Annotated in this window: 17 protein-coding genes; 14 read left to right on the plus strand and 3 right to left on the minus strand. The window is 49.4% G+C overall.

Annotation, left to right across the window (positions count from 1 at the left end):
• Nucleotides 1-21: 21 nt before the first annotated feature.
• From MWL85_RS00655 to MWL85_RS00665, 3 genes are all read right to left on the minus strand, one after another.
• On the minus strand, nucleotides 22-1584 hold the full coding sequence (locus tag MWL85_RS00655) for a SusD/RagB family nutrient-binding outer membrane lipoprotein (RefSeq protein WP_244400956.1): 1563 nt from the start codon (nucleotides 1582-1584) through the stop codon (nucleotides 22-24).
• 30 nt (nucleotides 1585-1614) lie between these two features.
• Nucleotides 1615-4725, minus strand: coding sequence for a SusC/RagA family TonB-linked outer membrane protein (locus tag MWL85_RS00660; RefSeq protein ID WP_244400958.1), 3111 nt, complete (start codon nucleotides 4723-4725; stop codon nucleotides 1615-1617).
• Nucleotides 4726-5323: 598 nt separating this feature from the next.
• Entirely contained in the window at nucleotides 5324-6280 is a 957-nt protein-coding gene (locus MWL85_RS00665) for an NAD-dependent epimerase/dehydratase family protein (RefSeq protein ID WP_244400959.1), read from the minus strand.
• Nucleotides 6281-7002: 722 nt separating this feature from the next.
• Between MWL85_RS00665 and MWL85_RS00670 the strand changes: the two genes are divergently transcribed.
• The 14 genes from MWL85_RS00670 to MWL85_RS00735 all read left to right on the plus strand — a co-directional run bounded on the left by MWL85_RS00670 (nucleotide 7003) and on the right by MWL85_RS00735 (nucleotide 20913).
• Nucleotides 7003-7416: a DUF1573 domain-containing protein gene (locus MWL85_RS00670; RefSeq protein WP_018028235.1), complete on the plus strand. Its 414-nt coding sequence runs from the start codon at nucleotides 7003-7005 to the stop codon at nucleotides 7414-7416.
• Nucleotides 7417-7552: 136 nt separating this feature from the next.
• Nucleotides 7553-8119, plus strand: a complete 567-nt coding sequence (locus MWL85_RS00675) for a DUF4199 domain-containing protein (RefSeq protein ID WP_244400961.1) — start codon at nucleotides 7553-7555, stop codon at nucleotides 8117-8119.
• Nucleotides 8100-9068: a glycosyltransferase family 2 protein gene (locus MWL85_RS00680; protein ID WP_018028237.1), complete on the plus strand. Its 969-nt coding sequence runs from the start codon at nucleotides 8100-8102 to the stop codon at nucleotides 9066-9068. Before MWL85_RS00675 ends, MWL85_RS00680 begins: the two co-directional genes overlap by 20 nt.
• Nucleotides 9055-10068, plus strand: coding sequence for an FAD:protein FMN transferase (locus MWL85_RS00685; protein ID WP_244400963.1), 1014 nt, complete (start codon nucleotides 9055-9057; stop codon nucleotides 10066-10068). The genes MWL85_RS00680 and MWL85_RS00685 overlap by 14 nt, the downstream gene beginning before the upstream one ends.
• A complete protein-coding gene (locus MWL85_RS00690) occupies nucleotides 10068-10766 on the plus strand; it encodes a DNA alkylation repair protein (protein ID WP_244400965.1) in 699 nt (232 codons plus the stop codon). Before MWL85_RS00685 ends, MWL85_RS00690 begins: the two co-directional genes overlap by 1 nt.
• Nucleotides 10767-10772: 6 nt before the next feature.
• Nucleotides 10773-11438: a uracil-DNA glycosylase gene (gene ung / locus MWL85_RS00695; RefSeq protein WP_244400967.1), complete on the plus strand. Its 666-nt coding sequence runs from the start codon at nucleotides 10773-10775 to the stop codon at nucleotides 11436-11438.
• 31 nt (nucleotides 11439-11469) lie between these two features.
• Nucleotides 11470-12471: an aspartate-semialdehyde dehydrogenase gene (locus tag MWL85_RS00700; RefSeq protein WP_244400969.1), complete on the plus strand. Its 1002-nt coding sequence runs from the start codon at nucleotides 11470-11472 to the stop codon at nucleotides 12469-12471.
• A 423-nt stretch (nucleotides 12472-12894) separates the two neighbouring features.
• Nucleotides 12895-13329 carry a hypothetical protein gene (locus tag MWL85_RS00705; RefSeq protein ID WP_244400172.1) on the plus strand — a complete coding sequence of 145 codons (435 nt, stop codon included), beginning with the start codon at nucleotides 12895-12897 and terminating at the stop codon, nucleotides 13327-13329.
• A gap of 5 nt (nucleotides 13330-13334) precedes the next feature.
• Nucleotides 13335-14267, plus strand: a complete 933-nt coding sequence (locus tag MWL85_RS00710) for an IS3 family transposase (protein ID WP_244400171.1) — start codon at nucleotides 13335-13337, stop codon at nucleotides 14265-14267.
• Between the two features lie 419 nt (nucleotides 14268-14686).
• A complete protein-coding gene (locus tag MWL85_RS00715; protein ID WP_244400971.1) occupies nucleotides 14687-15817 on the plus strand; it encodes an agmatine deiminase family protein in 1131 nt (376 codons plus the stop codon).
• Entirely contained in the window at nucleotides 15777-16652 is an 876-nt protein-coding gene (locus MWL85_RS00720) for a carbon-nitrogen hydrolase (RefSeq protein ID WP_244401834.1), read from the plus strand. Before MWL85_RS00715 ends, MWL85_RS00720 begins: the two co-directional genes overlap by 41 nt.
• A gap of 35 nt (nucleotides 16653-16687) precedes the next feature.
• The gene (locus MWL85_RS00725) at nucleotides 16688-18697 is read left to right on the plus strand and encodes an alpha amylase C-terminal domain-containing protein (RefSeq protein ID WP_244400973.1); all 2010 of its coding nucleotides are present in this window, start codon (nucleotides 16688-16690) and stop codon (nucleotides 18695-18697) included.
• Nucleotides 18698-18739: 42 nt separating this feature from the next.
• Nucleotides 18740-19726 carry a type I phosphomannose isomerase catalytic subunit gene (locus tag MWL85_RS00730; protein WP_244400975.1) on the plus strand — a complete coding sequence of 329 codons (987 nt, stop codon included), beginning with the start codon at nucleotides 18740-18742 and terminating at the stop codon, nucleotides 19724-19726.
• On the plus strand, nucleotides 19726-20913 hold the full coding sequence (locus MWL85_RS00735; protein ID WP_244400977.1) for a THUMP-like domain-containing protein: 1188 nt from the start codon (nucleotides 19726-19728) through the stop codon (nucleotides 20911-20913). Before MWL85_RS00730 ends, MWL85_RS00735 begins: the two co-directional genes overlap by 1 nt.
• Nucleotides 20914-20946: the final 33 nt, after the last annotated feature.

Below are 20946 nucleotides of genomic sequence, written 5' to 3' on the forward strand. Positions count from 1 at the left end.
AACGATTACTTCCTCATCTGTTTAGTTTCTTTTTGCCCACCATAGGGGTGCTCCATAGCTATCTTTACCTCCAATGTCTTGGATGGCGGCAGCTACGTTTGTGGCATTCTGAGTCTTCTCGCTTGAGACAAACTTTAGGCGTTGCATACCGCCAGTGTCTCTTCCATTGACTTGGGTGATTTGTTGTACCTCACCTGAACTTGAATTAACAACTGCAGGGAGAAGGTTGGGGTAGCCTGTCCTACGCCACTCGCTCCACGCCTCTACAGTATTATAAGGGAAGAGCGCGATCCACTTTTGTGTGATGATCTTGGCCTTTTGCTTCTCTACATCGCCATTGGCATCGTCCCAATTGACTGTGATATCAGAGCTAAAGTCGGGTAAACTTGTCTCAGGTAGGACTTTATCAACAAAGCCACCTCGCTTATTGGTATTCTGTAGATACTCCTCTGGAAGCTCTACACCCCATTGCTCACAAGATAGGCGGATGCCCTCTTCATAAAGCTCTTTTGCCGACTTGTCACTTACGTTCCAACCAAGCAACTTACCTTCGGCTTTCAGGAAAGCCACCTCAGCTGCGGTAAGTAGATAGATGGGGCTTGATGACGTAATATTAGGGCTAGAGTAGCTAGAGATGATTGCTGCATTGCCTTTGATAGAGCTACTAGGTGAGCGCAAGCCAAAGGGCTTTCCGTCTCGTACCTTAGTAAAGTAAGCATCGGTACGAGGGTCGTTGAATGCTAGCAGGTATTCCACAATGTCAGCTCCAACTCGAGAGTCGTTCCACCCATTGGTTTTTGCTAAAGGGTTGTCAGTACTTGGTGTCTTAGCATTCAAGGCGTTGGACTCAATTACCCCATTAGCAACTGCCCACTCAGCATACTCCTTAGCCAGTTCGGGAGCTACTCCTGATATTCGGATTGACATACGAAGAATTAGTGATCTTGCGTAGGTAGCCCAGTTTCTAAGATTGCCGCCATACATCTCATCATAATCTGCATACATAGCAGAAGCACCTGCAGGGCCCATCAAAGACTCTGATGCTTTCTTTAGATCCTCAAGCATGTTTTTGTAAAGCTCCTCTTGAGTGTCGTAAGGCACAGAAAGGTTGGCACCATTAACCTTTGAGTAAGGGAGAGGGCCATAAATGTCCGAGATATAGTGAGTGATAGCCACTCTTGTAATGGTGGCAAGCGCCATCGCTGGGTGGTTGATATCGCCATCAGTAGCACCATAAACACTCATATAGTCTGGAAGAAGGTGCTTGGTAAAGGTATCTTCCATAGGATAGTCATTCCAACCAATTCTTGGGCTGTACGCAGCAAAGTCAGAGACAAAGCTAGGGGCGCCAGCAAAGCCGGAGTAGGGGGATAGCATATCAAAGGTCATCTGATAACCATTCTCTTGATTAGGGATGAGCCATTGTGCTAGCTTATTGACCTGTGAGCCACCCTTAGGTAGACTACCGAGGTCATCTCTTGTAACACCTCCAAGGTCACGATTGTACTCCTCAAAATTCTTGGTACATCCCACTAGGGAGGCACCTAGGAATAGTGCGACGAGAGGGAATAATATCTTATTCATAATTGTTATCTTCAATAAACGCATTAACCATTAAAAGTCTACCTTGACATTGAAGCCAAAGCTAGTCTGAGTAGGCATCATAAAATAGTCAAGCCCCTGTGAATAGTTGCCTGTGCTAGAAACTGCCTCAGGGTCGAATGGAGCCTTATTGTAAAGGAAGGCTAGATTGCGACCGAAGAGAGATAGGTGGACACCCACAGCGTCATTAAACCATTTCCTTGGTAAGTTGTAAGCTATGTGAGCCTCTTGGATACGTATATTAGTGGCATCGTAGGTGTAGTATTGTGCCATACGTTTGCTACCTATCGTGGTAAAGAAGCGCTCAGGATTCATAAAGATGTTGCCATCCTGCACGTATCCACGGTCACGTGCAGCGGCAGTACGCTCCGAAACTCCATAGTTGTCAAGAGCTGCCTGCGTCATGGAAACAACGACACCCCCAAAGCGACCAGTAAGTGTTGCCCCTACGGCCAATCCTTTGTAAGAGATTTCATTGCTCCACCCTGCATTGACCTTTGGAAGGACACTACCAAGCTTTACACGCTCTTTTGCATCAAGTCCTCTAATTCCGAGAGAACCATCGGCATTGAGGATGATGTCACCTCTGCTGTCGCGACTAAAGTCTTGTTCGGTGTAGATATCTCCAAGGGTTCCCCCCTTTTGGAGGACGTACTTTATGCCTAGAGCACCTATTTCGAGGAATTCCTTAGATTCTTTCTCCTTAGTAATAGGGTTGGTATAGTTCTCAGCTAGCTCCTTAATTTCATTGTGGTTATATCCAAGGGTGAGATTGGAGTTAAAGGCCCATCCATCATTATTTCCTAGGTGTAGCCCTGCAGCCAGTTCAATACCTTGGTTGCGTACCATACCCGTTTGGAGATACATGCCGCTATAACCAGATCCTGCTGGTACTGTGACGAAGAATGTTTGGTTTTTCGTGTCTGTGAGGTAGTAAGTCATATCGAGTGTAAAGCGATTGCTAAACCACTTGCTTGAGAAGCCCACTTCGTAAGAGTCGGTTCGCTCAGGGTAAAGCTCTCCAACAGGGAAATGGGTCAGATCGCTATAGCCTTTAGTCTTAAAGTCCTTCACGAGGGTAGGGGTGGTTAGACCTCTTTGGAAAGGTGAAGCTACCGAGCTGAATGAGGCTCTTACCTGTAGATAACCTAGCACTGGGGAGATCTTAGTCTTAGTATCGGCACTAAGCATATCAGTGATCACGCCTGAGAGACCTACAGATGGGTAGAAGAATGACTTGTGAGGTGAATTGGCTAGCTGGGAAGCCCAGTCGTTACGGCCTGTCACAGTCAGGAATAGGTAAGAATTAAGACCTAGCTCCAAGCTCCCGAAGATACTTTGAGTTTGCTCAATCCAACCCTCAGGGAAAGCTACACTCTTCTCGTGATTTTGGTCAATATTGAAGGTGTTGAATAGATTGGCAGCACCTGCATCTCTGAGTGGTCCTCTTACTGTGGAGCTTTCAAAACGAGTGTCTTGAATAGAAGCTCCTAGGGTGGCATTGATATTTAGCCTTTGACTACCCAGTTCAAAGCTCTTATTAAAGGTGCTCAATACATCGGCATAGGTTTGGCGGTCGGTTGACTTTTCCTCTCCGTAATAGCCGTTCTTGGCACTCTCTACATTGATCTTTTCAGTGGTAGCATATCGGCTATCTGTGGCTAGTCCATTGGTTACATCGGAGCGTACACGCCCTTGAATGTTCCACTTCTCTGCCTCGTTCCACTTCATAAGGTCGTAGGCTACGGTAGCAGAAAGCATGTAGCGCTCTCTCTTGCTGTGTCGTAGGTTTCGATAGGCAACCCAAAAAGGATTCTGAAGTGTGTATTCACCAGCTCCATACCGCCAGTTTTGTACATATATATTTCTGTCGGCATCAAACTGTTCAAAGTTCTTTACATTGTCTGTGTGTTCACTCCTAGGCATCAAGTAAGCAGAAGCAAGGGGGTTCATATACTCACCTTGGTTCACCATATTATTGTGCTTTTGGATGATATAGCTAGTGGAGAGGTCTATAGATAGACGATCCTCAAGTAGTGAAGAGGTATTTCGTGCAGTGAAGTTGTAGCGTTCATACCTGTTATTTGGCACCAAGCCCCATGAATTAGTCGTGCTGACCGAGAGATAAGTTTGGTTGCGGTCTGAGCCACCAGATACGGAGACAGAGTTATTGGTATTGAATGCAGTCTGCAAGAAGTCTTCAATTCTATAATAGCCATCGCACTGGTTGCCTATTGGGCTGCCCCATGAGGTTTGTCTGCCATCGCTTCCATAGCGGTACTGAAACTCAGGAAGCCACATTGGAACTCCCCAATCATTATTGGTCGAGAAAGTAACTCTTGGCTTTCCAGAGGCACCCTTTTTAGTGGTGATGAGGATCGCACCATTGGCTGCGGCACTACCATAAAGTGCTGCTGCTGAAGCACCTGTGAGGACACTGATGCTCTCAATATCATTGGGGTTGATATCAGCGGCACCCTCAGTACTACCATTGGAATCAAATTGTCCTGATCCTTGCTTGGTCGTAGTAGAGAAGATGGGCACACCATCAATCACATAGAGGGCGTTATTATTGCCATCAATAGATTTCGTACCACGCATGACCACTTTACTAGCACTACCCATACCTGCAGAGCTACTATTGATGGTCACTCCGGCTACTTTACCATTGAGGTTATTCACAAAGTTGGCATCTGCTAGTTTGTTAAGAGCCTCGCCTTTGAGCTCTTGGACGTTGTAGGAGAGGGCTTTCTCGGAGCGTTTGATACCGAGTGCGGTGACTACTACTTCGTCGAGGAGTTCATTATCTTCTTGGATAACGATGTTGAGGGTGGTTTGGCCGTTGATAGGCACCTCAATAGTCTTGTATCCCACGTAGGAGACACGTATGGTACCATTCTTTGGCACTCCAGTTAGTGTAAATTCACCATCTAAGCTAGTTAGCATACCTTTGGAGGTATCTTCTACTAGCACTACAGTGGCCCCTATTACGGGCTCATTGTAAGTGGCGTCCGTGACCACACCTTTCACGGTGATGGTCTGGGCTAGAGCATTGGGTGCAGTGAGTCCAAGGAGCATCACGAGGAATGCGATACGGACTTTGCACAAGTAGTTGAAACTCATACCTTAGTTTTTGAACGTATTAAATTATAAAACAATTATTACTCATGTTCCACTTCGTATTCGTTAGGTGCGAATGTGGTTGTACAGCAAAGGAAAGGTGGTTACTCCCCTTTTTATTCCTTGTTAGCAGTTACAAAGGTACCAAATTATAGTATCAATGGCTAAGCCTTGCAAAAATATTTTAATTGGAGCCTCTATTAGACAACTCTATTCTAATTAAGAGGTCCTTCTGCAAAGTGCCATTTTCAGACATTTGCCTGCAAATGTTTTATGACGATGCAGGAGGATTTTTACACATTGAATTATGATGAAATATAAGCCGTTGGGAGCCCTCTTGTAAATACCTGATAATCAGTGCCGTGTTTTGTCGTTTGCTTTGTTGCAACTAAGCGATCGGTTAGATGCAACAAAGCAAATGCTTAGTTGCATCTCAGTAAATGCTTAGTTGCAACTCAACTTTTGCTCTCTTAACTAGAGTGTGGATCTTCGTGTTGCATTCTCCTTAACTGAGGTGGCTAATCGGACTTTTATGCAATAAAAAAGTCTCCTAGGATCGGGGAGGATGCCTAGGAGACTTTGTATGGTGTTGTGGGGAAAGTTACTTTTTGTAACGCTCGGTGAGAACGCGAAGCATATCGGTTGTCATGCTATCGAGGTCGTACTTGGGTGCCCAGCCCCACTCTTCGCGAGCACAAGTGTCGTCGAGTGAATTTGGCCACGACTCTGCAATTGCCTGTCTGAGTGGGTCTACGTCATAGACCATCTCGAAGCTAGGCATCTGTCGCTTAATGGCGGCGTAGATATCTCCTGGCTGGAAGCTCATGCTGGCGATGTTGAAAGAGTTGCGGTGAACGAGCTTAGTAGGATCGGCCTCCATGAGCTGTACCATGGCGTGTAGCGCATCGGGCATATACATCATATCCATGTAGGTGCCTTCGGCGATTGGGCAGACAAACTTGCCCTCTTGTACTGCCTTGTAGTAGATATCTACTGCGTAGTCAGTGGTGCCTCCACCGGGGAGTGCTACATTGGAGATAAGGCCAGGGAAGCGTACTGAGCGGGTATCTACTCCGAAACGACGGTGGTAGTAATCGCCAAGCAATTCGCCTGATACCTTGGTGACGCCATACATGGTGGTAGGACGCTGTACGGTATCTTGGGGGGTCTTATCTTTAGGAGTGCCAGGACCGAAAGCTCCGATAGAGCTAGGGGTGAAGACGGCACAATTCATCTCGCGTGCCACCTCTAGGGTGTTGAATAATCCGCCGAGTCCTATTTTCCAAGCCAGCTGAGGTTTGTTTTCGGCTACTGCCGATAGGAGTGCAGCAAGATTGTAGATGGTATCAATATTGTACTTCTTCACCACGTCGGCAATCTGCTGTGCATTGGTGATGTCCACCTCTTCGCAAGGGCCACTCTCTAGGAGCTCTTGCTTTGGTGGTTGAGCCTTGATGTATCCTGCTACTACCTGCCCTTCTTTGTAGATTCCTCTCAGGTACATGGCTAGCTCAGTGCCGATCTGACCTGTAGATCCAATGATAAGAATGTTCTTCATCTCGTGTCTTGAAACTATGTGATGTTGTGTGATATTTTTCTTTCGGCAAAGATAGGTAATAATTTTGAGGTGGAGGGGAAATGGAGGGGAAATTGTAGGGTACAAAGAGAGTCCCAACCCAAATAGGCCAACGGCGAATCAATCTCGCCGACGTGACCTCATCCGCACCCGACAGGGTGCCATTCAGCTAGCCCCCAGTCGGAGGGGACGGTAGTCCCCGAACGACTGGCGGGAAAGAGAGTCCAAAAATAATATTCGACCCTTGTGGTCGCACAAGTCGATATAGGTGCGACCGCAAGGGGCGTGGGTGGGGTGTGCCGGAAACCCGCCAGTCTTCGGCTCTGCGAGCCTCGACTGGGGCTAGCTGAGTGGCACCCTGTCGGGTGCTGTGCGGAGGTTCTCGGGTGGGCGTGCCTTATCGGACAGGTCGGACGAGTCGGACGAGTCGGAAGAAGAATACCCCAGAGGGGGCCCTCGGCTGGGGTTCTCTCCTATGGACACCCCTTTGAATGCCACACAGCCCTTTTCTGATGCGTAACTACCGCTATTTTTATGTAGTTAGCGGGAATTATGGTAGATTTGCGGTAGTTATCGGTTGAATTGCTACGGTTGGTATGAGGTGGAAGGCATTAAACCTCACCGAGTTTGTAGCATCATAACATTGAAGATTAGGCTTTGTGGCCATAGTGCTGCAAAGGAATTTTTAGAGAAAGGAAAGGAATATGAAAAGTATGAATATCAAGGAAAGAATCGGGTCGCTACTTATTATGATGACCCTATTGATAGGACTTCCAATGGTGGCTTCTGCTCAGGAGGATAGTGCTGCAAAGATTGTGGCCAAGGAGACTGAGCACGACTTCGGGGTATTCAAGGAGAGCGATGGCGATGTGAGCCATGTCTTTGTGGTGAAGAACGAGGGCAAGTCGCCTCTAGTGATCACCCGTGTGATCTCTTCTTGTGGTTGTACTACTCCTACGTTTACCAAGGAGCCAATTGCCCCTGGTAAGAGCGGTGAAATCAAGGTGGTTTACAATCCTACTGGACGAGTTTACCCTTTTGTAAAGACTGTTTCTGTCTACAGCAATGGCAAGAAGGGGCCGCTAGTACTCACCATTAAGGGTGAAGTGGTGCAATAAAAAGCCGCTTTGCCCTTGGCGATCGGGCAAGAGATCTCTATGAATTAAGATAACGCTTGAACCCTCTGGTACCACTCTGTGGTGGCTAAGAGGGTTCATTGGCATAATAATAACAACGAAGCATTAGTGAGGAGAAATGAATAGGCAGGAGCCAGAGATAGAAAAGGGGACAGGGACAGTGATGCAAGACCTCCGGGAGCAGTCGTGGCGTGATGGGCTGTGGCTTGGGTGTTGCTATATAGTACAGGCGTTGGCGCTTTTGCTTTATCGCTTTGGAATTATCTCCACGCTCCTTTTTGTGGCTGGCTTTGTAGCGGTGCCAGTCGTTATTTATAAGGTAGGGACACGGTATAGAGACCTTACCAAAGGGGGCTATGCACGGTATCTCGAGGTGACGAGCTATCTCTCTTGGACCTATTTGGCATCGCTAATGGTGGCATTTCTCGCCTATTTTGTCGCCTTCTCGCTTCTCCTAAAGGATGCCACCTTTATTGGGATGATGGAGGAGTCGCTCAATTTGCTACAGGAGATGACTAAGGATATTGATGGGTATCAGGAGGCACTCAGTCAGCTGAGAGGGCTTACCCCTCTGCGAGTTGCGTGGACGGTGGTCTTTAATATGATTGTCCAAGGGCTTCTATACATATATATAGTGAGTATCTTTATCAAGCGAAATCGACCCAATGGAGGAGAACAAATGTAGTCTGGACCTGACGATACTGATTCCCCTCTTCAATGAGGAGGAGTCGCTCCCAGAGCTACACGAGTGGATCTCTCGTGTGGTGAGTAAAATGGGGGTGTCGTACGAGATCCTATTCATCAATGATGGGAGCACCGATGGCTCGTGGAAGGTAATCAAGGAGCTACGGAGCAAAGACCCTCACGTGGTGGCGGTGAGTTTCAACCGCAATTATGGCAAGTCGCCCGGCCTTCAGGTAGGCTTTACGAAGTCTCGTGGGGAGGTGGTGATCACGATGGATGCCGATCTCCAAGACTCTCCTGATGAGATTCCCGAGCTCTACCGTATGATCAAGGAGGAGGGGTACGACGTCGTGAGTGGCTGGAAGAAGAAGCGGTACGACCCGCTTTCCAAGACCCTTCCGACCAAGTTATTCAATGCTACGGTGCGGCTCTTCTCGGGCATTCCTCTGCACGACTTCAATTGTGGATTGAAGAGTTATCACTGGCGGGTGGTGAAGAATATCGAGGTCTATAATGATATGCACCGCTTTTTGCCTTATATGGCGAAGCAGGCGGGCTTCCATAAGATTGGCGAAAAGGTGGTTCAGCACCGTCCACGGAAGTATGGGCATACTAAGTTTGGGATGAGTCGCTTTGTCAATGGCTACCTAGACCTATTGGTACTTTGGTTTACCGGACGATTTGGTCGGAAGCCGATGCACTTCTTCGGGCTTTGGGGGAGTGTAATGTTTCTCATCGGTTTCATTGCTCTCGTGGTGCTAGCGGTTCATAAGCTGGTGGCCCTCCGGAGTGGTGTCCCCGCACGGTTGATTACCGATCTGCCCTATTTCTATGTCTGCCTAGTCGCCATCATCCTCGGCGTACAGCTATTTCTCGCTGGATTTATTGGCGAACTCCTGGCTCGTCAGTCACCTACACGCAATCATTATATCATCGATGAAGAGATTTGAGCATTTACTCCTCCCACTTGTGGCTTTGATGCTGATGAGTTGCCAGGAGGGCACTGGCCAGATGGAGTATTTCCACGAGAGTGGAAGCCGTTTCCATACCCTTTACAATATCACTTACGAGGCACCCGAGTTGCTCACCGAGCAGATCGATAGCACCATGACCGCCTTTAATGCTTCGCTCAACCCCTTTGATAGCACTACACTCATCTCCCGCATCAATCGCAATGAGGCAGTGGTGATGGACGAGATGCTCCGCACAGTGGTGGCTAAGTCGCTAGAGGTGAGCCGAGCCACCGAAGGGCGGTACGATATCACTGGTGCCCCTTACTTCGATGTTTGGGGATTTGGCACCAAGAAAGGGGTGACACGACAGGCTACCGAGGCGGAGCTAGATAGCATCGCCACCTTTGTGGGCTGGCAAAAGCTAGCACTGCAGGGCGATAGCCTCATCAAGGCCGACCCAAGGATGACGCTCAACCCCTCCTCCCTCTCCAAAGGGTATGTGGTGGATCTCGTGGCGGCAACACTGGAGCGATATGGGGTGACCAACTATCTGGTGGAGATCGGTGGTGAGATCGTGGCGAAGGGGGTAAATCCCGATGGCCATTGCTGGAGAGTGGGGATCAATAAACCGACCGAGGATAGCACCTCTACCATTAGCGAACTGGCCTATTCGGTGGAGCTCTGTGACGGCGAGGGGATGGCATCGAGTGGCGACTATCGCAATTTCAAAGTGGTGGAGGGCAAAAAGGTGGCACATACTATTGATGTGCTGAGCGGTCGTCCCGCCCACCAAGATATCCTGAGTGCTACGGTGGTGGCCCCTACCTGTATGGAGGCCGATGCCTGGGCAACGGCACTGATGGCGGTGGGGCTGGAAAGAGGAAAGCAGTTGCTTGAGCAGCAACCACAGCTTAAGGTCTGCCTTATCTATAGTGACCACGCCACCGGGGCACTGAAGACCTACAACAATGGGCTTGAACTACATGAGATAAAGTGATGAGCAAGAGTATCGAAGAGACGATAGAAGGGAAGTGGCACGAGACGCTACAGCAGATCCGCCTACAGCTACGCCGTGGTATGGATGGCGAAACCTCTACCAATCAGCGTAAGATGGGATTGGATTATGAGGTGAACTTTGGGGTCAACCTCCTAAGGCTACAAGAACTGGCCAAGTCGCTTCCAAAGGAGGAGGAACTGGCCGACCTGATGTGGCATAAGAATGTACGGGAGATGAAGCTTCTTTCTCTGATGATACGCTCCGTTGACACCCTCACCATGGAGGAGGCACTCACCTTAGCAGACGAAGTGGAGACACTCGAAGTGGCGGAGCAATTGGTCTTCCGACTCTTTCGTCGTGCCCCTTTTGCTGCGGAGCTACTCTCCACTCTCTTTGAGCGGAAGTACGATCGCCATACCCCTTCAGCTACCCTTCCCTACCTACTGCTTAATCATCTGGCGGGCGAGGAGGGCGTTACCGCCACCTTGATAGAGCAGGCTACCCCACAGATCGTGGCTGACTTTTTGGCGCCCGATTTCTATAGTAGCAGCGTCATCTATCATGCATTGGTAAAGGTGGCGTCGCTGCGTCCTGATATCGACCTTACCCCACTTTGCAACGAGCTACTTTCGAAGGGCAAAGGGACGAGCAAGGAGTTGGTACAACAGTTGGTCGAACTAGCCCAAGAGCAGCAGTAAAAAGCTATGAACGTCTCCATCCACCCCTCTTGGCAAAAGGTGCTACAGCCCGATTTCGATCAGCCTTACTTTGAGCAGATCACTAATGTTGTACGTCAGGCGTATGCCACCAGTGTGGTCTATCCGCCGGCCCCTTTGATCTTCAATGCCTTCAATCTCACCCCCTTTGATCAGGTGAAGGTGGTGATACTCGGGCAGGACCCCTACCACGGACCAGGGCAAGCGATGGGGCTCAGCTTCTCGGTGCCGAATGGTGTGCTCCTTCCTCCCTCCCTGCAGAATATATATAAGGAACTGGAGAGCGACCTCGGGCAGAAGCCACCGCAGAGTGGCGACCTCACCCATTGGGCAGAGCAAGGAGTGTTGCTCCTCAATTCTACCCTTACCGTTCAGGCACATCAAGCCCGCTCCCACTTCGCCGTGGGGTGGCAAAGGCTTACCGATCGGGTGATTCAGCTATTGAGCGAGCAGCGGTCCAATATCGTATTTATCCTTTGGGGCGCCGACGCACAGCGGAAAGCGTGGATGATTGATGAGGCGAAGCATAAGATCCTTAAGGCACCTCACCCATCGCCCCTCTCCGCCTATCGTGGGTTCTTTGGTTCAAAGCCCTTTTCGCAGACCAATTTCTACTTAATTAGTCATCATATAACGCCCATTCAATGGGTGTAATAACCATTAAAGTAAAAGAACTAGCACATATATGAATATTGCAATTGTAGGCGCCTCAGGTGCCGTTGGACAAGAGTTGATCAAGCTACTAGAGGAGCGTCACTTCCCATATACCTCTCTTCGGCTATTTGGTTCGAAGAGAAGTGCCGGGACAAAGTACACCATCAGAGGTCGTGAGATAGAGGTGGAGCAATTGGAGCATGGCGACGCCTTCAAGGGGATTGATATCGCCTTCGTTTCGGCTGGCGGTGGCACCTCATTGGAATTTGCCGAGACCATCACCAAGCACGGCACGCTGATGATTGATAATTCAAGTGCCTTCCGTATGGATAAAGAGGTGCCTTTGGTGGTGCCTGAGGTCAATGCCAAGAGGGCACTTGAGGCACCCAAGCGGATCGTTGCCAACCCCAATTGTACCACTATTCAGATGTTGGTGCCTCTAAAGGCGATTAATGATCTCTCGCCCATCACCAAGGTACACGTCGCTACCTATCAGAGTGCGAGTGGAGCCGGGCAGTCGGGGATTGAGGAGCTGCTGGAGCAGACCCATCAATTTGCCGAGGAGAAGGAGCTGACGGTAGAGAAGTTTGCCTATCAATTGCTCTTTAACCTTATTCCACAAGTGGATCAATTCACTGAGAATGGCTATACCAAGGAGGAGTTGAAGATGATCAATGAGACGCAGAAGATTATGGAGCAACCTATCCAAGTGAGTGCTACCTGTGTCCGTGTACCGGTGCTGAGAGCCCATTCCGAGGCCATCTGGGTGGAGACAGAACAACCACTAACGGTGGAGCAAGTACAAGAGGCTATCCGCCACGCCAAGGGGGCGGTGCTGATGGACCAACCAAGCGAACAGAGCTATCCGATGCCACTCTATCTCTCTGGTAAAGATGATATCTATGTGGGGCGAATCCGCAAGGATCTCACCAATCCCAATGGTATTGCTTTCTGGTGCGTGGGTGACCAAATCCGCAAGGGTGCCGCACTCAATGCCATTCAGATCGCCGAGTACCTCGTCGCCAATAGATAAATCGGGAGATGGGGGTGTCATGTCGGACGAGTCGGACAGGTCAGACGTGTCGGACGAGTCGGGCGAAAAGTTTAGTTGCAACTAACCGATTGACGAGTTGCAACTAAGCATTTGCCGAGTTGCAACTAACCGATTGCTTAGTTGCAACTAAACTAACGCTGATTTATGGGTTTGTATATCAGCTGGTTATAAAACGACTTTTTGCTTGAGTTTTGTTCCTAATATATATAGCTTGTATTAGATAAGTGGGTAAGGACCTCCGCGAGGAGGTCCGATTTGTCGTAGCCCCTAGTCGAGGCTCGCAGAGCCGATGACTAGGGGTAAATAACGTGACCAAAACCCACGACCCCTTGTGGGTCGGACAACCTATTCTAGGATTAACTTGTCTTGTCCTAGAAAAAGTTGACTCATAGATAGATTTTTATGAGTAAGTTTGTAAAAAGGAGTCAACTCCAGAAGATTTATTTTGACCGAGTTATTCACCTCTATTTTGAGGAAAACTTAGGTTATACCCAGATTTCACACCTTGTCCCTATTGGAAGGACTACGATCCTGGAGTGGGTTCATAGGTACCTAGATTCTGGGTTAGACGAAGTTATAGAGATGAAGGCGAAGAAAAAGAAGAAACAAGAAGAGCACCGCGGATATCGCAGGTATTATTATTCGGATGTGGCGTCAGGCGGGGCGTCAGGCGGGGCGCCTGAGAAAAGCTCAGTTGATTTAGAAAGAAGGGTTCAAGAGCTTGAAAAACAGCTTTTTAGGCAGACTGTTTTGACAGATGCATTGAATGAATTAATCAATGTGGCAGAAGAGAATTTCCGCATCCAAATAAGAAAAAAAGCTGGCACCAAACGGTAGATCGCTTGCACGCACAGGATCTGAAGAAATATACAATACAGCTCCTTTGCGACCTGTTTGGTGTAAGTAAGCAAGCCTATTACAAGCGAAAAAAGTCAAAACTTCATGCCAATATGGCACTTGAAGAGATGGCTGTTGAGTACGTTCTTGAGACCCGAGAGAAAGCCCCTGGCATGGGCGGTAAGAAGCTGTGGCATATGTATAAGCGAGAGTTTAAGGAGGGGACTCCACTAGGGAGAGACCGTTTTCTTGACACTCTAGACAAGCACGGCTTGAAGCTAAGGCAACGTAAAAGAAAGCCGAGAACCACCAACTCCAATCACGGTTTTAAGCTCTATGGTAACCTCGTAAAAGATATGATACCAGAAAGAGCTAATCAGGTATGGGTGAGCGACATAACGTATATCCCCATCCATTATGACGGAGTACATCATAAGTTTAGCTACCTATCCGTGATCTTAGACTCATACTCAAAAGAAATTGTCGGGTGGAGCCTAGGCGATAGCCTAGACACTAAGTACCCTATTGAAGCTCTAAATCAGGCACTTAAGAAACTTAAATCGAATGGTAAAGCTAACGATAAGCTCATTCATCACTCAGACAGAGGCTGCCAGTATGCCAGCCACCAGTATGTGGATATTCTTAAAAAGAATGACATAGATATAAGTATGACAGAAACCCCAGATCCCAAAGATAATGCACAAGCAGAGAGGATCAATAACACTATAAAGAATGAGCTCTTAAAAGGCAAACGTTTTAAAACCATCAAAGAGGCAAAGGCTGAATTAACCTCAGTCATAGAGTTTTACAACACAAAAAGGCCTCACATGAGTCTCGACTATATGACACCTGTTGAAGCCTCAAAGTGCAAAGGGAAAATCCCCAAGAGGTGGAAAAGCTATAGAGAGGAGTACCTTGAAAATCAAAAAATAGGATAGGTGCCCAAGTTTTGGTACCTTTAGTCCTGTGAGGGGTTTCCTTACGGGCTACGCCCTCCAGTCAACCCCTCACAGGACTAAAGGCTAGAAAGTCAACATAAAGCAGGATTAATAACAACGTAACATTAACCGAGTCAACCTTTTTCAGGAAACCACAACTTTGATGATTTAGTTCATATTGTCCGACCCGCAAGGGGTCGAATGTATACGTGCACCATTAGTTACCCCCTGTCGGAGGGGCTAACGCCCCTCCGACAGGGGGTAACAACAAATCGGACCCCCAAGGGGGTCCCTACCCATAGCCTATTCAATAAAGACCTTTCTAATGCGTAACCCCTGGGGGTAGGGTCGGGTGTCGCTGAAAATAGCTATATTTGTAGCAGGGAGGGGGTATTTGTTTTTTCTTGCCTATATATGATATGAGTGAGCAAGTGATTGGGTTGGAAGGTTGGAGGAGGAATGGACTGATTCCTGAGTGGTCTCGTGTGGATGCTGTGATCCTCGCGTGGCCCGATGTCTTGATGGATTGGGGCTATAATCTCGATGAGGTACAAGATTGCTACATCGATATCATTGATCATCTATTGGAATACAGTGATGTAGTGCTTTTGATAGATGATTTCCAGGATGTTCCGATGGTTTGTATGAATCGTTGGATGTCGGGAGATTTAGGTCATAGTCTGATACCCTTTTTTGACTTTTCCCTTAACGATACATGGATGCGCGATGTGATGCCCCTCTTTGGTATGCAAAATGGGGAGCGTGTGGCTTATGACTTTGGTTTCAATGGTTGGGGCTTGAAGTTTGCCAGCAATCGGGATAATCAGGCGGTGCGAGAGCTCTTCTTTGAGCGTAAGCTCTTCGACTCGAGTGTACGGTATATCAATCGCCTTGAGACCATCTTGGAGGGTGGGGCGATTGATGTGAATAGTCGTGGCGAGCTTCTGACCACCGACTCGGTGCTTCGGGAGGCGAATCGCAACCCTTCCTATCCAAAGGAGTGTCATGACCTCTACTTCCCTGAGGAGATGGGGGTACAAAGGGTCTTTGAGCTAGAAGGGATAACGCCGATGAGTGGCGATGATACCGATGGGCATATCGATACTTTGGCGCGTTGGGTAGATGATGAGACAATTGTCTATTGTGCGACGAAGAATCCTATGGATGAACAATTTAAGAAGCTGAAGCAATTGGAGACGGAGCTCCAAAAACTGAGGACTAGCGAGGGAAAGAAGTATCGACTAATCCCTCTGCCTATCCCTTCGCCAATGGAGGATGAGATGGGGGAGCCTCTGCCAGCTACTTATGCCAATTTCCTAATTGTGAATGGGGCGGTACTAGTGCCTATTTACAGCGATCCGAAGGATGAAGAGGCGCTGAGGATTATCCAAGAGACCATGCCAGACTATGAAGTGGTAGGGATAGAGTGTAGTGCCTTGGTGCAGCAGCACGGGTCGCTCCACTGTATCACGATGCAGGTACCGAAAGGTTTTATCAACATATATGAAGATGAAGGTAGGAATCATACAGCAACAAAATGGGGCATATAGGGAGGAGAATAGAAGGAGACTGAGAGAGAAGATCCTGAAGCTTGGACGTGAGGGAGCTGAACTGGTGGTGCTTCAGGAGCTACACGAGGGGCTTTACTTCTGCCAAGTAGAGAGTGTCGATCGCTTCGATGAGGCGGAGACGATCCCCGGACCAAGTACCCAATTCTATGGCAAAGTGGCTAAGGAGGCGGGAGTGGTGCTGGTGCTTTCACTCTTTGAAAAGCGTGCAACGGGTCTTTACCACAATACGTCGGTGGTGCTGGAGCGGGATGGCTCGATCGCAGGGCAGTACCGTAAGATGCACATTCCTGATGACCCCGCTTACTACGAGAAGTTTTACTTCACCCCTGGCGACCTCGGCTTTGAGCCGATAGAGACCTCGGTGGGTCGGCTTGGAGTGCTGGTCTGCTGGGACCAGTGGTATCCCGAGGCTGCTCGTCTGATGGCTTTGGCTGGGGCCGACCTATTGATCTATCCTACCGCCATTGGCACGGAGAGTACCGATACTCCTGAGGAGCAACTAAGGCAGCGTGAGGCGTGGACCCTTGTGCAGCGTGGACACGCCGTGGCAAATGGTTTGCCTGTAGTGGCGGTGAACCGAGTGGGGTATGAGCCAGACCCTTCAGGGGTCACTGGTGGCATTACCTTTTGGGGGCAATCCTTTGTGGCTGGTCCGCAGGGCGAGCTGCTAGAGCTTTTGCCAACCGATGCAGAGGCCGAGAGTGTGGTGGAGGTAGATATGGAGCGAAGTGAGCAGGTGCGGAGATGGTGGCCCTTCCTCCGTGACCGCCGAATTGATGCCTATGGCGACATCACCAAGCGGTATCGCGACTAAGCAAGGAAGAGGTAATAAAGTTAGGTAATTGGATCATGAAAAAACTACAGATACTACAGCAGGACCACTGGTTGCTCCCTTACGAGGAGTGCCTCAATAGGCGATATGAAGATGCCATGGCAAAGGAGCAACAGCTATTGGGCAAGGAGCACGCTTCGCTTGATAGCTTTGCCTCGGGACATCTTTACTTTGGCCTCCATAAGGAGTCAACGGAGTGGGTGCTTCGGGAGTGGGCTCCTAATGCTTCGGAGCTTTATCTTTTGGGCGATTGCAATGGGTGGCAGCGTGACAAGGCATTTGCCTTTTCTCCCTTGGAGAATGGGGTGTGGGAGCTGAGACTCCCCAAGGAGACCTTGAAGCACGGCGACCACTACAAACTGCTGATGGTATGGGACGGTGGCGAAGGAGAGCGCATTCCGGCCTGGGCAAGGTATGTGGTGCAGGATCCTGAGACGCATCTCTTTAGTGCCTCGGTGTGGGATCCTAAGGAGCCTTATGTGATGCAGTCGCCGAGGGCGGTACTAGGTCATGAGCCACTGATGATCTATGAGGCGCATATCGGTATGGCAACGGAGGAGGAGCGGGTAGGCACCTATCGTGAGTTTCAAGAGCGGGTATTGCCAAAGATTGTGGAGAAAGGGTACAACGCTGTACAGCTGATGGCGATTATGGAGCACCCTTACTATGGTTCTTTTGGGTATCATGTCTCTAGTTTCTTTGCCCCTTCATCACGCTTCGGTACGCCCGATGAGCTGCGGGAGCTGATTGATACGGCTCACAGTATGGGTCTGGTGGTGATTATGGACTTGGTTCATTCACACGCAGTGAAGAATGAGGTGGAGGGATTGGCTCGTTTTGATGGTACGTCGACACAGTTTTTTCACGAAGGGGCGAGAGGAGAGCATAGTCAGTGGGACTCGAAGTGCTTTGACTATGGTAAGAATGAGGTGCTACACTTCTTGCTCTCCAACTGCAAGTATTGGCTCGATGAGTATGGCTTCGATGGCTATCGCTTTGATGGAGTTACCTCGATGATCTATGAGGATCATGCGCTAGGGCGGAGCTTTTGTAGCTACCAAAACTACTATGATGGGGGACAGAATGGGGAGGCGATTACCTATCTCACACTGGCCAATAAGTTGATTCACGAGCACTATCCACATGCGATTACGATTGCTGAGGAGGTGAGTGGTATGCCAGGTATTGCTTTGCCTGTAGAGGCAGGTGGCTATGGCTTCGACTACCGACTGGCTATGAATATTCCCGACTTTTGGATTAAGCTGATCAAGGAGTGCCCTGATGAGGAGTGGCGGCCTGGCTCTATCTGGTGGGAGTGTACCAATCGTCGTAAGGACGAGCTGAGCATCAGCTATGCCGAGAGCCACGACCAAGCTTTGGTGGGCGATAAGACGCTGATTTTTAGGCTGATCGATAAGGAGATGTACTGGCACATGGACAAGGCGGACGACAATAGTGCCGTGGCTCGTGGTGTAGCTCTCCATAAGATGATCCGAATGGTGACGATGACCACGATGAATGGGGGGTACCTCAACTTTATGGGCAATGAATTCGGTCATCCTGAGTGGATTGATTTCCCACGTGAAGGGAATGAGTGGAGCCACAAGTATGCACGCCGCCAGTGGAGCTTGGAGGAGAATGGCTTCTTGAAGTATCAGCAGTTGGGTGACTTTGATAGAGAATTAGTGGACTTTGTGCGTGGGGTAGAGGACTTCCACAAGTTGCCACTAGTGCAGCTTTGGGATAAGTGGGAGGATCAGGTGTTGGTCTATGAGCGTGGTAAGTATCTATTTGTCTACAACTTCCATCCTACCGACTCCTTTGCGGACTACCGATTCCCAGCACCAGCCGGGAAGTATCGGACACTCTTCTGTAGTGATGAGCGTCGCTTTGGGGGTTATGACCTAGTGGATCTCTCTGTGCCACACTTTACGCTCTGTGACCATGAGTTGACCTTTGAAGGGCGTGGCTGGCTAAGCCTTTATATCCCAGCCCGTACAGCTTTTGTGCTGGTGCGAGAAGAATAAGGGAGCGAGGGAAGTGCTTTTTGGATAATAATTAAGACGGTAATGAAAGAAAGAGTAGAGCTTTATCCCTTGCGATTTAGGGAAGTGTACAAACAGACGATTTGGGGCGGGAATAAGATTTATCAATACAAGGGGAGACCAGCACCGGCCGAAAATATCGGCGAAACATGGGAGATATCGCCTATGGAGGGCGATGCCTCGGTGGTAGCGGAAGGACCTTTGGCAGGAAAGGACTTGATAGAGGTAACGCAGGAGTATGGAGCTGACTTGCTGGGACAGCAGGTCTTTGACCGCTTCGGAGGTAAGTTCCCACTGCTGATTAAGTTGATTGACTCACAGCAGGATCTGAGTGTGCAGGTGCACCCAAATGATGCCTATGCCGAGAAGCGCCACCACAGCTGGGGCAAGACGGAGATGTGGTATCTGCTGGAGTCGGAGCCTGGAGCTAAGATCTATGCCGGTTGGCAGAAGCAGACCTCTAAGGAGGCGTTGCCAGAGATAGTGCAGACTGATGCAGTGATGGGTTACTTGGAGGCGCATACTCCTCACCCAGGCGATCTCTTTTTCCTCCCAGCTGGAAAGGTGCATACGATTGGGGCGGGGAATCTTTTGCTAGAGATACAGCAGGCGAGTAAGATTACCTACCGTCTCTTTGACTTTAATCGAACCGACAAGGAGGGGAATAAGCGAGAGCTACATGTGGCGGACGGTGCAGAGGTGATCGACTTTTCACTCAATACGCACGGGGCTGAGCCGTACGACCGTGAGACGAAAGACCAGCCGGTATCGATGGTAGAGTGCAACTACTTCGCTACCCGTATGCTTCAACTGACGAAGGATTATGCAATGGATCTGGACGGTCGTGACTCTTTCACTATCCTATTTGTAGACGAAGGGGAGATCACTATTAATGGTGCTTATCGTCTTGGGAAGGGGGAGCTATTGTTGCTCCCTGCCGTGATGAAGCAGGTAACGATTGAGACGAATGGGGCGAAGGTGCTGGAGACCTTTATTCCCCACGAAAAGTGATGAATGACGAACTACTCGCCTATGTGTGGAAACATAGGGAGGAGGATGTACGAAAGCTGGCTCTTAGTGGTAGGAACGATGCTGGAGACTTGGACTTTCCGTCGGCACTTAAGGCGATACAAGCACGGCAAAAGCTAAAGCTAAAGCACCCTGAATGGTATGCGGTGCCAGAGGTCTTTGTCCCTGAAGCAGTGGTGGTGGAGCAATCCTCTAGTCCTGAGACGGCTGCCTACAAGAGCCAGTTTGTTCCGACCGATGGGACGGTGCTGGATCTTAGCGGTGGCATGGGGGCGGATAGCTTTGCCTTTGCCAAGGTGGCAAAAGCGGTGACCTATCTGGAACTCTCACAGGAGCGTGCCGAGCTGGCTGCCCACAACTTTAAGGCGTTGGGGAGTGGTAATATCTATTGCCATACTGGAGCTGCGGAGGTGGAGGGGCTTGCATTGGCAAAGGAGCTACAGCCAAACTTGATCTATCTAGACCCCGATCGGCGCCCTTCTGCGGCCCGGTCGAGGGTTTTTCGTTTGGAGGATAGTCGTCCAGACCTCACTACGTTGCTTCCTCAGCTCTTGGCTGTATCGCCGAGTAGTGAAGTGCTGGTGAAGCTCTCCCCGATGGCCGACCTCGCCTATTTAGAGGGGGCACTTCATTTCCCCTTTGATACGCACATCGTATCGCTCAGGCGTGAGGCAAAAGAGCTCTTATTGCACTTTTCTCCTACCGCTACCCAGAGTGTCACGGTGGTGGAGATAGGTAGGACGCGTACAATTACTTGCACCACCGATGGGCAGACTACTCGACCTGTGGAGATTAGTCATCGGGTGGGGCGGTATCTCTACGACCTCTACCCCGCCTTTGCCAAGGTGGGGTATGAGTGTTTGGGCTTAGACGATCCCGTTTGGCAGCCTGCTCGTCACACCCATCTATACTTTTCGGAGGAGCTGCTTCCCGACTTCCCCGGTCGTGCCTTTGAGCTACTGGAGCACAACCTAGGCGAGAAGCGGTGGCTGAAGGAGGTGTCTCGCCAACCACTCCATCTGCAAGCTAAAAATCTCCCCACCTCTACGGATCAATTGAGACGACAGCTGAAGGTGAAGGAAGGAGGTGACTTATTTCTCTTTGCTTATGCCGATGAAGCGGGAAAGCGAAATTTTGTACTCGCAAGGCGCCTGGAGCCGACTTTGTAACTTGATTTAACTAATTAAAGGGGGGCAACTCTC

The organism is Porphyromonas somerae (genome assembly GCF_022845615.1).
Taxonomy (GTDB): Bacteria; Bacteroidota; Bacteroidia; order Bacteroidales; family Porphyromonadaceae; genus Porphyromonas_A; species Porphyromonas_A somerae.

Coding starts and splice junctions, on each gene's coding strand:
- MWL85_RS00715 (WP_244400971.1), top strand. CDS start 14,687: ATGAGTGAGCAAGTGATTGGGTTGGAAGGTTGGAGGAGGAATGGACTG.
- ung (WP_244400967.1), top strand. CDS start 10,773: ATGAACGTCTCCATCCACCCCTCTTGGCAAAAGGTGCTACAGCCCGAT.
- MWL85_RS00690 (WP_244400965.1), top strand. CDS start 10,068: ATGAGCAAGAGTATCGAAGAGACGATAGAAGGGAAGTGGCACGAGACG.
- MWL85_RS00660 (WP_244400958.1), bottom strand. CDS start 4,725: ATGAGTTTCAACTACTTGTGCAAAGTCCGTATCGCATTCCTCGTGATG.
- MWL85_RS00665 (WP_244400959.1), bottom strand. CDS start 6,280: ATGAAGAACATTCTTATCATTGGATCTACAGGTCAGATCGGCACTGAG.
- MWL85_RS00730 (WP_244400975.1), top strand. CDS start 18,740: ATGAAAGAAAGAGTAGAGCTTTATCCCTTGCGATTTAGGGAAGTGTAC.
- MWL85_RS00685 (WP_244400963.1), top strand. CDS start 9,055: ATGAAGAGATTTGAGCATTTACTCCTCCCACTTGTGGCTTTGATGCTG.
- MWL85_RS00700 (WP_244400969.1), top strand. CDS start 11,470: ATGAATATTGCAATTGTAGGCGCCTCAGGTGCCGTTGGACAAGAGTTG.
- MWL85_RS00680 (WP_018028237.1), top strand. CDS start 8,100: ATGGAGGAGAACAAATGTAGTCTGGACCTGACGATACTGATTCCCCTC.
- MWL85_RS00705 (WP_244400172.1), top strand. CDS start 12,895: ATGAGTAAGTTTGTAAAAAGGAGTCAACTCCAGAAGATTTATTTTGAC.
- MWL85_RS00655 (WP_244400956.1), bottom strand. CDS start 1,584: ATGAATAAGATATTATTCCCTCTCGTCGCACTATTCCTAGGTGCCTCC.
- MWL85_RS00670 (WP_018028235.1), top strand. CDS start 7,003: ATGAAAAGTATGAATATCAAGGAAAGAATCGGGTCGCTACTTATTATG.
- MWL85_RS00675 (WP_244400961.1), top strand. CDS start 7,553: ATGAATAGGCAGGAGCCAGAGATAGAAAAGGGGACAGGGACAGTGATG.
- MWL85_RS00725 (WP_244400973.1), top strand. CDS start 16,688: ATGAAAAAACTACAGATACTACAGCAGGACCACTGGTTGCTCCCTTAC.
- MWL85_RS00735 (WP_244400977.1), top strand. CDS start 19,726: ATGAATGACGAACTACTCGCCTATGTGTGGAAACATAGGGAGGAGGAT.
- MWL85_RS00720 (WP_244401834.1), top strand. CDS start 15,777: ATGAAGGTAGGAATCATACAGCAACAAAATGGGGCATATAGGGAGGAG.